The 12,247-nt window shown below is 40.6% G+C and carries 12 protein-coding genes; 2 read left to right on the top strand and 10 right to left on the bottom strand.

Annotation, left to right across the window (positions count from 1 at the left end; genetic code table 11):
- Nucleotides 1–6: 6 nt before the first annotated feature.
- Genes E6C50_RS05395 through mraZ form a run of 8 tightly spaced genes read right to left on the bottom strand, consistent with a single transcriptional unit; the run spans nt 7 to nt 9,055 of the window.
- Nucleotides 7–1,293 (bottom strand): FtsW/RodA/SpoVE family cell cycle protein, encoded by a 1,287-nt coding sequence (locus E6C50_RS05395; RefSeq protein ID WP_136402194.1) that lies wholly within the window; start codon nt 1,291–1,293, stop codon nt 7–9.
- Between the two features lie 19 nt (nt 1,294–1,312).
- On the bottom strand, nt 1,313–2,644 hold the full coding sequence (gene murD / locus E6C50_RS05390; RefSeq protein ID WP_136402193.1) for a UDP-N-acetylmuramoyl-L-alanine--D-glutamate ligase: 1,332 nt from the start codon (nt 2,642–2,644) through the stop codon (nt 1,313–1,315).
- 1 nt (nt 2,645) lies between these two features.
- The gene (gene mraY, locus E6C50_RS05385; RefSeq protein ID WP_136402192.1) at nt 2,646–3,875 is read right to left on the bottom strand and encodes a phospho-N-acetylmuramoyl-pentapeptide-transferase; all 1,230 of its coding nucleotides are present in this window, start codon (nt 3,873–3,875) and stop codon (nt 2,646–2,648) included.
- Between the two features lie 4 nt (nt 3,876–3,879).
- Complete coding sequence (locus tag E6C50_RS05380; protein ID WP_136402191.1) at nt 3,880–5,343, bottom strand: UDP-N-acetylmuramoyl-L-alanyl-D-glutamate--2,6-diaminopimelate ligase; 1,464 nt, start codon at nt 5,341–5,343, stop codon at nt 3,880–3,882.
- A complete protein-coding gene (locus E6C50_RS05375) occupies nt 5,340–7,340 on the bottom strand; it encodes a penicillin-binding protein (RefSeq protein ID WP_136402190.1) in 2,001 nt (666 codons plus the stop codon). Before E6C50_RS05375 ends, E6C50_RS05380 begins: the two co-directional genes overlap by 4 nt.
- Nucleotides 7,331–7,675, bottom strand: a complete 345-nt coding sequence (locus E6C50_RS05370) for an FtsL-like putative cell division protein (RefSeq protein ID WP_136402906.1) — start codon at nt 7,673–7,675, stop codon at nt 7,331–7,333. Before E6C50_RS05370 ends, E6C50_RS05375 begins: the two co-directional genes overlap by 10 nt.
- 26 nt (nt 7,676–7,701) lie before the next feature.
- Nucleotides 7,702–8,610, bottom strand: coding sequence for a 16S rRNA (cytosine(1402)-N(4))-methyltransferase RsmH (rsmH, locus tag E6C50_RS05365; protein WP_211089519.1), 909 nt, complete (start codon nt 8,608–8,610; stop codon nt 7,702–7,704).
- Nucleotides 8,585–9,055 (bottom strand): division/cell wall cluster transcriptional repressor MraZ, encoded by a 471-nt coding sequence (gene mraZ, locus E6C50_RS05360; protein ID WP_136402188.1) that lies wholly within the window; start codon nt 9,053–9,055, stop codon nt 8,585–8,587. The genes rsmH and mraZ overlap by 26 nt, the downstream gene beginning before the upstream one ends.
- A gap of 415 nt (nt 9,056–9,470) precedes the next feature.
- Between mraZ and E6C50_RS05355 the strand changes: the two genes are divergently transcribed.
- Nucleotides 9,471–10,235: an alpha/beta fold hydrolase gene (locus tag E6C50_RS05355; RefSeq protein WP_136402187.1), complete on the top strand. Its 765-nt coding sequence runs from the start codon at nt 9,471–9,473 to the stop codon at nt 10,233–10,235.
- 69 nt (nt 10,236–10,304) lie between these two features.
- Nucleotides 10,305–10,922, top strand: a complete 618-nt coding sequence (gene yihA / locus E6C50_RS05350) for a ribosome biogenesis GTP-binding protein YihA/YsxC (RefSeq protein ID WP_136402186.1) — start codon at nt 10,305–10,307, stop codon at nt 10,920–10,922.
- A 27-nt stretch (nt 10,923–10,949) separates the two neighbouring features.
- Here yihA and gldC read toward each other — a convergent pair whose 3' ends face one another.
- Nucleotides 10,950–11,288: a gliding motility protein GldC gene (gene gldC / locus E6C50_RS05345; RefSeq protein ID WP_136402185.1), complete on the bottom strand. Its 339-nt coding sequence runs from the start codon at nt 11,286–11,288 to the stop codon at nt 10,950–10,952.
- On the bottom strand, nt 11,288–12,247 hold the full coding sequence (gldB, locus tag E6C50_RS05340; RefSeq protein ID WP_136402184.1) for a gliding motility lipoprotein GldB: 960 nt from the start codon (nt 12,245–12,247) through the stop codon (nt 11,288–11,290). Before gldB ends, gldC begins: the two co-directional genes overlap by 1 nt.

The following is a 12,247-nucleotide window of genomic DNA, read 5'->3' as shown; positions in this document are numbered from 1 at the left end:
CAACTATTATTCTTTATTTAAAACGGCATTCATCGGGTTATCACCCACTGTTTCGATGGAATAATCTTCTTCCACTTCTTTGCTCTCCTCCATTTCCTTATCGATAAGGCGCTGCAAAATTTCTTCCCGTTGCCGTTTTTCTTCTTCTTCCTGAGCGATTTCCTCTTCTTTTTTCGTCACACTCAAAATGATCCCGATTGCAATACAGGTCATCCAGATCGAACTTCCCCCGCTACTGATCAACGGTAAGGTCTGACCGGTTGTAGGTAGTAATTCCACCGCTACGCCCATATTCACCAAGGCCTGGAAAATAATCGGAAAGCCGAGGCCTACGATTAGCAATTTCCCGAACATGGTCGGTGCTTTATGTGAGGTGATCAAAAAACGAAAGAACAACATCAGGTACATAAACAAAATCGCCAATCCGCCTAACAGTCCATATTCTTCCACGATAATCGCGAAAATAAAATCGGACGACGATTGTGGTAAAAAGTTTTTCTGTACGCTTTTCCCCGGTCCCAATCCGTAAATTTTCCCGGAAGCGATGGCAATTTTTGCTTTCTCAATCTGATAATCGTCTTCATTCGGCTCATCCGAACTGAATCGTTCGATACGGCTCATCCAGGTATCCACACGGTTGGGCATGGCATCCGGAAAGGCTTTCGCTACCAGAACGAACATGATCAATCCTACTAATCCCGCACCGATAATAATTCCGAGGTATTTCATTGGGTATTTCCCTACAAAAACCAACATACACACCATTGAAAAGATCAAGGCCGCTGTGGAAAAATTGGCCGGCAAAATTAATATTATTACTGAAAAAACCGGTAACCAAAGTTCAAAAAGTGACGACTGAAATGTATATTCTTTTCCTTCGATTTTCGACAGGTAACGGGCCACATATACCATAAGCACAATGAGCGCCAATGCCGAGGTCTGAAAACTGACTCCGATAAACGGAACCTGAATCCAACGACTGGCATTTGCACCGCCAATGGTCGTTCCCTGAACCATTGTGTAGGCCAGTAATAACACCACTATCGGCAAGGCTACTTTCGAGATCGCCTTAAAATAATGGTAGGGTGTTTTATGTACGAAATAGATCAGGCAGAAACCGATAAAAATATGCACCAGGTGCTTCATCAGGTATCCGATGGTTGAACCTTTTCCCACCACATAAACCAGGTTCGTACTGGCACTAAAAACCGGCATAAAAGAAAACAGGGCCAACAGGGACACAAATGCCCAGATCCCTTTATCTCCTTTTAAATTGGTTAATAATGCTTTCATTGTTATTCTTTTTTATTTTTTAAAGACTTTGTACGGCGTTTTTAAACTGCTTTCCACGGTCTTCGTAACTTTCAAATAAGTCGAAACTGGCACAAGCCGGTGATAATAAAACCGTATCCCCTTTTTCGGCCATTTTCTGAGCAATCTTCACCGCTTCGGTCATACTGGTCGTTTCCACCATTACGTCCACTACGTTACCAAAGGCTTCGATGATTTTGGAATTATCCACACCCAAACAAACAATTGCTTTTACTTTTTCGCGTACCAACGGCATTAATTCAGCATAATCGTTTCCTTTGTCCACACCTCCAACGATCCATACGGTTGGCGTCGTCATACTATCCAAAGCAAAGAAGGTTGCATTTACATTGGTCGCTTTGGAATCGTTTACATACTGTACATTTTGTATTTTCAGTACTTTTTCCAAACGATGTTCTACTCCCTGGAAATCGGACAGGCTTTCGCGGATTGTTGCTTTTCGGATACGCATCAATTGCGCTACTGTAGTTGCTGCCATTGCATTTTTTACGTTATGTTTTCCTTCTAATGATAGTTCGTTTATTGGCATGATAAATGTCTCGTTGTTGATGTTGGTATAAATCGTATCGTCTTTAATATAAGCGCCTTCTTCCAATGTTTTTGTGAGTGAAAAAGGAACTTTTTTTGCTCGTATTTTGTTTTTGCTCAGCCAGTCGGTTATGGCTTCATCATCGGCATCATAAATCAGGTAATCGTCTTCTGTCTGGTTTTTCGTAATCCTGAATTTGGCTTCGATATACTGACTGTAGTCGTAATTATAGCGGTCCAAATGATCCGGGCTGATGTTGGTGATTACAGCAATATGCGGTTTGTAATCGATAACGCCGTCGAGCTGAAAACTACTTAATTCCAAAACATAGGCTTCAAATTTGTTTTCGGCGATCTGCCAGGCGTAACTTTTTCCGATGTTTCCGGCCAAACCTACATTTAATCCGCCTTGTTTTAGCAAGTGATGCGTGAGCATGGTCGTAGTCGTTTTTCCATTACTTCCGGTAATTCCAACTGTTACGACATTTGTAAATTTGTTGGCAAACTCGATTTCCGAGATAATCGGAATATTTTTTTCCTTTAGTTTTTTTACAATCGGCGACTTGTCGGGAATACCGGGGCTTTTCATCACCACATCGGCATTCAGAATCAAATCCTCCGTATGGGTTTCTTCTTCCCAGGGAATCTGGTTCAGAATCAACACTTCTTTATAGTTGTTTTTAATTTTTCCGAAATCAGACAGAAACACTTCATATCCTTTTTTCTTTCCTAAGATTGCAGTGCCAACACCGCTTTCTCCGCCTCCTAATACTACTAGTCTCATACTATCTTAATTTTAATGAAACCAATGAGAAAATTGCTAACAAAATCGCCACAATCCAAAAACGGGTTACGATCTTACTTTCGTGATAGCCCTTTTTCTGATAATGGTGGTGTAAAGGCGACATCAGGAAGATTCGCCTTCCTTCGCCGTATTTCTTTTTTGTATATTTAAAATAGGCCACCTGTACTACTACGGATAGGTTTTCGGCAAGGAAAATTCCGCATAATACCGGGATCAATAATTCTTTACGTACCGCGATTGCCAAAACCGCAATAATCCCTCCGATGGTTAAACTTCCGGTATCGCCCATAAATACGCTTGCCGGATAAGTGTTGTACCAGAGGAAACCGATGAGCGACCCTACAAAGGCCGCGATATAGACCGTCATTTCCCCGGAATTTGGGATATACATAATATTCAGGTAATTCGAAAAGATGATATTACCGGAAACGAAGGCAAAAATCCCGAGCGTGAGCACCGATATGGCCGATGTTCCCGCTGCCAGCCCGTCGATTCCATCGGTAAGATTGGCACCGTTGGAAACCGCCGTGATGATAAAAATCACAACCGGAATAAAAATCAACCAGGCATATTTTTCGTAGCCATCACCAGTCCAGGCTAATAATTCGGCATAATCGAATTCGTTATTTTTAAAGAACGGAATCGTAGTTGCTGTTGATTTTTCTTCTGTTGGCGTCGGAGCAATGGTTGTCGTTCCCGGCGTCTGAAAAATATTACTGGTAGCGGTGTCGGTACGCACCGTAACACCCGGATGGAAATACAATACCGAACCTACGATGATTCCCAATCCAACCTGTCCAACAACTTTAAATTTACCTTTTAATCCTTCTTTATCTTTTTTAAAGATCTTGATATAATCGTCGATAAAGCCAATGGTTCCCATCCAAAGCGTGGTTACGATTAGCAACATTACATAGACATTATCCAGTTTTGCTAATAAAAACACCGGAATCAACGTGGAGAAGATAATGATCAATCCTCCCATCGTTGGCGTTCCCGCTTTTTCTTTCTGACCTTCCAGTCCTAATTCACGAACGGTTTCTCCGATTTGTTGTTTTCGCAGAAAATTGATGATTCGTTTTCCGAAAATCGTGGAGATCATTAGCGACAAAATAATAGCCAAACCTGATCGAAACGTGATATACTGGAACACTCCAGTTCCCGGAATATCTAAGGTTTTATCTAAATATTGAAAGAAATAATACAGCATCTGGTTATTTATTAAGTTGTTCTAATAGTTCTTTTACCGTTTTCATATCGTCAAAATCGTGACGTACACCCTGAATTTCCTGGTAGGTTTCGTGTCCTTTTCCGGCAATCAGGATGATATCATTGGGTTGTGCGAGCTGACAAGCCGTTTTGATGGCCTGTTTGCGATCCACAATCGATACCGTTTTTTTATAGTTTTGCGGTTCCACACCTTTTTCCATGTCTTCGATAATGGCTTCCGGCTTTTCACTTCGCGGATTATCTGACGTAAAAATGGCTTTATCGCTCATTGTTGACGCAATATTGGCCATGATAGGTCTTTTGGTGGTATCGCGATCTCCGCCACATCCCACAACCGTGATCAGTTGTTCGTTTTTGGTACGGATATCTTCTATCGTTTTTAATACGTTTTCTAAGGCATCAGGCGTATGGGCATAATCGACAATAGCGGTGATATTTCCCGCCGATACGATATACTGAAAACGCCCGGAAACACTTTCCAGTTCGCTTAACAGTCGCAATGCTTCCTGACTTTCGATCCCCAATTCGATGGCCACACCATAAATCGCCAAAAGGTTATAGGCGTTAAACGAACCGATCAGGCGAACCCACACTTCCTGTTCGTTTACTTTTAACAGCAAACCAGAAAGCTGGTTTTCTAAGATCTGCGCACGGTAATCGGCGTAAGTTTTTAGTGCGTAGGTGCGTTTTTTAGCTTTGGTGTTTTGCAACATCACCGGGCCGTTTTTGTCATCGATATTCGTGATCGCAAAAGCGGTTTTCGGCAGGTTGTCAAAAAATGATTTTTTAACATCGCGGTATTCCGCAAATGTCGGATGGTAATCCAAATGGTCGTGCGACAGGTTGGTAAAAACGCCTCCGGTAAAATGCAAACCTTCGGTACGTTTCTGGTGAATCCCGTGCGAACTCACTTCCATAAAACAATAATCACAACCTTCTTCAACCATTTCATTCATATAGTAATTAATGGTTAATGAATCCGGTGTGGTATGTGTGGCTTTGTATTCTTTATTGTCGACTAAAATTTTTACGGTTGATAATAATCCTACTTTATAACCGGCCTTTTTAAACAGCTGATATAACAGGGACGCGATGGTTGTTTTCCCATTGGTTCCGGTAACACCAACCAGTTTTAATTTGGCCGACGGATCGCCGTAATAGTTGGCACTCATATAGGCCAACGCCAAACTCGTATCTGCTACCTGAACATAGGTAATTCCGTCGTGGGTTGTTTGCGGCACTACTTCACAAACTACCGCTATCGCACCCAGGCTGATTGCTTTTTCAATAAAATCATGCCCGTCGGAAACGGTTCCTCTGATCGCAACAAATACATCGTCCGATTCTATCTTTCGGGAATCGAATTCAATTTTGCCAACCGATACATCGGTCGTACCTTTTACCGCTTCGATCGCTACTTTATATAATATGTCTTTTAGGGCTGTCACGATAATTCTAATGTTATTACTTGGTTTTTCGTAAATACTTGTCCCGGTAAAATGGACTGCTGTTTTACTTTTCCTATTCCTTTTATTTTCACTTTAAGTCCGAAATTTTCCAACAACGCCACCGCATCCATTCCGGTCATTCCTTTTACATTCGGCACGATGTTTTCTTTTTTCTGTACTTTATCATAGTAAGCCGCATAGCTTTGTTCCTGATTCAGGATTTTGCGGTTTAATTTTTTCACTTCGTTTGTCGATGGCACATCGGTAAATATTTTTTGCGCGATACGCTTAAAAACCGGTCCGGCTACATCGGCTCCATAATACAATCCTTTTGACGTATTCGGTTTGTGTACGACTACAATACAGGAATACCTTGGCTTGTCGGCCGGGAAATATCCGGCAAACGATGAGGCATAATACATTTGTCCGTCGCCTTTGTGGTAATCTACCTGAGCGGTACCTGTTTTTCCGGCCATCGAAAAATCTTTGGAATACAATTTGGAACCCGTTCCGCGTTTTACCACATTTTCCAGAATGGCATGTACTTTTTTAAGGGTCTCATCCGAACATATTTTTGGATTCAACACCTGTTTATCATATTTTTTGATGGTTTTATTCCATTCTTTGATTTCTTTTACAAATTGCGGTTTTACCATTTCACCGTTATTCGCCACCGCATTGTACAACGTTAATGTTTGTAAAGGCGTAATCGAAACCCCGTAACCAAAAGCCATCCATGGTAAGGCCACTCCCGACCATCCTTTTTCGCCCGGTTGCGGAATAAACGGTCTCCCTTCTCCTTTAAACGGCAATCCTAACGGACGGTCCAATCCCAAGTTGTTGATTCGGTTTACAAACTGACGCGGATTGTCTTTATAATTGTCGTAAACGGCCTGAACCATTACTGTATTCGACGATACTTCAAATCCTTTGGCCAGGCTAACTTTTCCATATCCACCTCTTTTGGAATCGCGAACGTGACGGTTGTAATACGTAATATCGCCACCTTTGGAATCGTATACTTTGCTGGTATCTACTTTTCGATCATCCAGTAATGCAATCAGGTCAACCAGTTTAAAGGTTGATCCCGGTTCGTGCGATTCGGCCACCGCATAGTTGATCGTTTCGTAATAACTACCGTCGCTGGTTCTTCCTAAGTTGGAAATCGCCTTGATCTCTCCGGTGTTCGTTTCCATCACCACCACACAACCGTGATCGGCTTCGTATAATTCCAGTTGTTTTAATAAGGCATGGTGCGCAATATCCTGAATATACACGTCGATCGTTGAAATGATATCGTAACCGTCGCGTGGTTCTATTTCGTTATTATCACTAATCGGTTTCCATTGATTTTTGGCAATTTTCTGCATCAAACGCTGACCGTCTTTTCCATTCAGATACGCTCCAAAAGCCCCTTCAATTCCCACTCGTGTTTCTTTTCCACCTTCATCCTGACGCTCATAACCAATGGTTCGCTCGGCAATTTTTCCGATCGGATGCTCCCTTACCGTTTTTTGTTCGGTGATCATTCCTCCTTTATACGCTCCCAGATTAAAAAGCGGGAAACTTTTCATTTTCATATATTGCGTATAGCTTAGCTTACGCGCTAACAGATAGTAGCGGTTTTTGTTGGCACGGGCTCTGCGCAGTTCGGTTTGAAAATAGCTCGACGGTTTTCCTAATAATCCGGAAAGCGAATCCGCCAGCGGTTTTACATTTTTGTCAAAATCTTCTTTTTTCGGCGCTACCGCATCGAAGCGAATCGTATAATTCGGAATTGAGGTCGCCAGCAAACTTCCGTCTGCTGAATATACATTTCCTTTATTCGCAGGAATAACAAAATTTTTTACCGTACGCTCTTTGGCCAGTTTCCGATAATATTCCCCTTCCACCCACTGGATATTCGTTAGCTTTATAGCAACGAAAATAGCCATCGCGAAAATCGCGAAGGCCACCAGATAGATTCGGTAAGAGATATTTTTATCTTCTACTGCCATATTTTTTTTAGAATATTCTTTTCTTCTTCTTTAACTTTTATCTTTTTCGGCGGAACCGATGACGGCTGAATTCCTTTTGCTTCCATTTCGGCTGATATGGTGGATTCCATTTTGAGCTCCATCAATTCCGATCTGCGATCTACAAACTCCGATCGCAATTCTTTTACCTCGTTTGTCAGTTCCGTAATTCGGAATGTTTTCTGTTCGTATCGGTGCGAATTGGCAATCATTATCATAGCCAATAAAATCAGAAAAACGATAAAGCGCCAATTTTTCAACGCATCATCGCTAATCAGGAACTTTGCTTTTAACAAACTATAAACGCCTTCTTTCATCATGATTCTTCGTATTTTCGTTTGTTTCAGCGTTTTTCAGCGATCCTTAGTTTAGCACTCCGCGCCCGGTTGTTTACTGCAATTTCCTCTTCCGAAGGCACGATCAGTTTTCCTATTAACTGGAACGGAACTTCAAATCTTCCAAAGAAATCGCGTTCCGGTTCTCCTTCAAACATTCCGTTTCGCATAAAACGTTTTACCAGTCGGTCTTCCAGCGAATGATACGATATCACACTCAAACGCCCTTCCGGCTTTAATAGTTCCAGCGACTGCTCCAAAAATTCTTTTAGCACATCCATTTCCTGGTTTACCTCTATACGTATCGCCTGATAGATTTGTGCCAGAATTTTATTGCTTTTGTGTGCCGGTAAAAAGCGGCTTAACACTTTTTTTAATTGTTCGGTATTGCGGATCGGATTTTCTTTACGCGCCATTACAATAGTATTCGCAAGCGCTCCGGCATTTTTCAATTCGCCATAATCAAAGAACATCCGTTTTAAATCCGATTCATCGTATTCGTTTACGACATGGAAAGCACTCAATTCCCCTTTTTGATTCATTCGCATATCCAGTTCGGCATCAAATCGGGTTGAAAATCCTCTTTCCGGAACATCAAACTGATGAGACGAAACCCCTAAATCACCTAAAATTCCGTCGACTTGTTTTACGCCATGAAAACGCAAAAACCGTTTGATATAGCGAAAGTTTTCATTGATCAGTGTAAATCGCTCATCATCGATCACATTTGCCAAAGCATCGGCATCCTGATCAAAGGCAAACAACTTTCCGTTTGGCCCAAGATGACGCATGATTTCCCGTGAATGACCACCACCACCGAAGGTTACATCCACATAAATACCATCCGGTTTTATATTCAACCCACCAACCGTTTCTTTTAATAATACCGGATTATGATATTCCATTTTCGTCGTCATTTAAATTACCCATTACTTCTTCGGCCAAGTCTGCAAAATCCATATCGTCTCCTGATATTGATTTTTCATACAAATCCTTGTCCCAGATCTCGATGATATTTACCTTTGAGGTCAAAACCAAATCCTTGGAAATTCCCGCATATTCAATCAGATCTTTTGTTATCAATAGTCGTCCGGCATCGTCGATCTCCACCATTTTCACACCAGCCATAAACTTTCGGATAAAGTCGTTATTCTTTTTCACAAAACGGTTCAGCTTGTTGATTTTCAACATCATGATATCCCATTCCGCTTTAGGCCACAACTCTACACACGGATCAAAAATGGAGCGTTTTAACACAAAACCATCGGTTGGAGCAGGCAATTGTTTCTTCAAAGGAGCCGGCACCATTAGCCTTCCTTTTGAATCAATTTTACACTCATATGTCCCGATTATATTGGTCAAGATTCGCTCTTTTTGATTTGATTTATAGCAAAAGTACAGATTTTTTTACCACTTTTTACCACATCTTCCCACTTTGTTGATAAGTTTTTACACTCAAAACCTAAAATATAGGAAATTTCACTAATGTTCTCATTTCTAATCATTAAGAATATTGCATTGTTTTCCATCAATCACATCATTATCCTTAAAAAAAGTACTGTTTTTATGTACATTTTTAATAATCGGCCAAAACGTAAAACAAATCACCTTTTTTTGATTTTTACTACTAAAAAACAGCTGATAATTAACAGGTTACTGTTACAAAAACGCGTTACAATTTCTTAAAGGCAAAGTATTTTCGATTTTACCTATCAAAACTTCTTATTTCTTTAGAAAGTCCTATATTTGTGAGAATTTGAAACCGTATCATAAATACATGGAGCATACGTTAAAAAAAGAGGGCAAATACCGTTATTTTGAAGCAGGAGAAGGCACGCCTATCATTATTTTACACGGACTAATGGGTGGACTGAGTAACTTTGACGGAGTCGCTGATTTTTTTCCAAAACAAGGTTACAAGGTTGTTATTCCCGAGTTACCACTTTACACCAACAGTATTTTAAAAACCAATGTGAAGGCTTTTTCAAAGTTTGTAAAAGACTTTATTACGTATAAAGGTTATGAAAAAGTAATCCTTTTAGGAAATTCTCTTGGCGGTCATATCGCCTTATATCATACTAAAATGTATCCGGAAAAAATGGCCGGATTAGTGATTACAGGAAGTTCCGGACTTTATGAAAGCGCTATGGGCGAAAGCTATCCGAAACGCGGCGATTATGAGTATATCCGAAAAAAAGCCGAGGATGTTTTTTACGATCCGAAAGTTGCTACTAAAGAAATTGTTGACGACGTGTATGCGACCGTTAACGACCGAATGAAGCTTTTAAAAACACTGGCAATTGCCAAAAGTGCGATTCGTCATAATATGGCTAAAGATCTTCCAAAAATGGATACGCCTACCGGAATTATCTGGGGACGAAACGACAAAGTTACGCCACCGGATGTAGCCGAAGAGTTTAACCGACTTTTGCCAAATTCCGATTTATACTGGATTGACAAATGCGGACATGCCGCGATGATGGAACATCCGGACGAATTTAACCGACTCATGTTGGAGTGGCTCAAAAAAGCCAACTTATAATATACTTTCATTCGGTACTCCAAAAAAGTACCGAATGCTTTTTTAATACAAATCTGAAATCCGGAAACCATGAAAATTAATACTGCCGAATTTGTGATCAGTAATTCCGAAGTAAGCAAATGCCCGAAAGAACCTTTACCGGAATACGCTTTTATCGGACGATCCAACGTGGGAAAATCTTCGTTGATCAATATGCTAACCAACCATAAGAATCTGGCAAAAACTTCGGGAAGACCCGGAAAAACACAATTGATTAACCATTTTAAAATCAATAATAATTGGTTTTTAGTCGATTTACCGGGTTATGGCTATGCACGTGTTTCAAAAAAAGCAAAAGAAACGTTCCAGCAATTTATCACCGATTATTTCGAGAAAAGAGAACAATTGGTTTGTGCTTTTGTTTTAATTGACATCCGACTGGAAGCCCAGAAAATCGATTTGGAATTTATCAACTACCTTGGTGAAATTGAAGTTCCGTTTTGTATCGTTTTTACCAAATCCGACAAAATCAGCAAAGGAAAAGTGGAACAAAATATTGCGGCATACCGCAAAGCATTATTAGCCAACAACTGGGAAGAAATGCCACAACATTTTATCACGTCCTCACTGGACGTTGTTGGCCGCGAACCGCTATTGGATTTTATCGATGGCGTGAACGATGGTATTTTTAAAAATAATGATCTATAAAAAAAGCGGTTTTTCAACCGCTTTTTTTTATTTTTTACCCAATTCGAGTTTTTCTGCAAAATAATCGCAGAAGTCCCGCATGGTATCCGTCATTTTCTCATCGTCTGTAGCACGGTGATAGGTATCCGCCATAGCCACTAAAGTCTGATGGAAAAACACTTTCATTTCATCTACCGGCATGTCTTTTGTCCACAAGTTGATCTGTAAAGTCTCCTGCACTTTACTATCCCACATGGCCAACAACATTGCTTTGGCTTCGGCCGATTCTACACCGCCGTCTGCTGCTTTCCATTTTAGTTTTTCCGGAACGCGGTTTTCGTCCAGTTCGATTTGTATTTTTATTTCGGATTTAATATTCTTTGCCATTATTTTTTGGGTTTGTATTTTGAGTTATCAAATATTTCTTTTGCATCTTTCACCAGTAATTGCTGCAGGCTTACGTCCGGATTGTTTTTCATATACGAGCGCACAATTTGCCATCCCAACCAGGTTCCTACTCTTCCAGGCGATTCAGCATCGATTTCCAGATAGAATTTGGAAAAAGGCGCCGTCGATATAAAACGCTGTGTTAGTTTTGGATTGGTATCATACAACAATTTTTCGTTTACCAGGTATTTCCACATTTCCGATTCGTTTTCCTGACACCATTTTAGCTGTTCTTCGGTGTAGGCAATTTTATCAGCATCCGACATATCCGGCAGCAGCAGATCTTTCATGTACAACTCTTTTCCAAAATAGATCATTTGCGCCAATAAGGAACGATCGTCAGTTGTCTTTATTTCTTTAGTTGCCAAGCTTGCTACGATATCCGGCATCATTTGAGACGGTTCGAAGTTTTGTTTGTAATACTGCGGGAACTCATATAAACGATTGTCTTTTCCCAAATACATATCTAATGAGATGATCACTAAACTATCTGCAAAAATAGCTTTGTTCTCATAATCCATTTCCGACACCAATGTGACTACTTTTGGCGTTTTATATTGCGGGAAGTAGTACTGAATGTGCTTAAACAAATCCACCAGGTCACCTTCAAAGGCATTGTTGTTTGGATATTTTTTCTTTACCTCGGCATATAATTCGCGGTATAACGGGTTTTGCATTTTATTGGTCCAAACCGAATCGGGGTTTCCAGCCGGAAAAAAATAATGGAATTCCCGCTTGATTTTTGGGAAATCGGAAACCGGAGATTCGTAAAAAACCTTATCGAACCGTTCGATCTCCACCTTCACCGGGATCTTATCCACCTCCTTTGCCACTTTATCTTCCTTTTTACAGGCGATCAGCACCAAAATCATAAAAACCCCTGTCAAATATTTTTTCAT

The sequence above is a fragment of the Flavobacterium supellecticarium genome (assembly GCF_004801375.1).
GTDB lineage: Bacteria > Bacteroidota > Bacteroidia > Flavobacteriales > Flavobacteriaceae > Flavobacterium > Flavobacterium supellecticarium.
Note: the sequence above shows the minus strand (reverse complement) of the source record. Positions and strands in the feature narration are given on the sequence as shown.

Coding starts and splice junctions, on each gene's coding strand:
- rsmH (WP_211089519.1), bottom strand. CDS start 8,610: ATGACGACGAAAATGGAATATCATAATCCGGTATTATTAAAAGAAACG.
- mraY (WP_136402192.1), bottom strand. CDS start 3,875: ATGCTGTATTATTTCTTTCAATATTTAGATAAAACCTTAGATATTCCG.
- gldB (WP_136402184.1), bottom strand. CDS start 12,247: ATGAAAAAATATTTGACAGGGGTTTTTATGATTTTGGTGCTGATCGCC.
- E6C50_RS05355 (WP_136402187.1), top strand. CDS start 9,471: ATGGAGCATACGTTAAAAAAAGAGGGCAAATACCGTTATTTTGAAGCA.
- E6C50_RS05395 (WP_136402194.1), bottom strand. CDS start 1,293: ATGAAAGCATTATTAACCAATTTAAAAGGAGATAAAGGGATCTGGGCA.
- murD (WP_136402193.1), bottom strand. CDS start 2,644: ATGAGACTAGTAGTATTAGGAGGCGGAGAAAGCGGTGTTGGCACTGCA.
- yihA (WP_136402186.1), top strand. CDS start 10,305: ATGAAAATTAATACTGCCGAATTTGTGATCAGTAATTCCGAAGTAAGC.
- gldC (WP_136402185.1), bottom strand. CDS start 11,288: ATGGCAAAGAATATTAAATCCGAAATAAAAATACAAATCGAACTGGAC.
- E6C50_RS05370 (WP_136402906.1), bottom strand. CDS start 7,675: ATGAAAGAAGGCGTTTATAGTTTGTTAAAAGCAAAGTTCCTGATTAGC.
- E6C50_RS05375 (WP_136402190.1), bottom strand. CDS start 7,340: ATGGCAGTAGAAGATAAAAATATCTCTTACCGAATCTATCTGGTGGCC.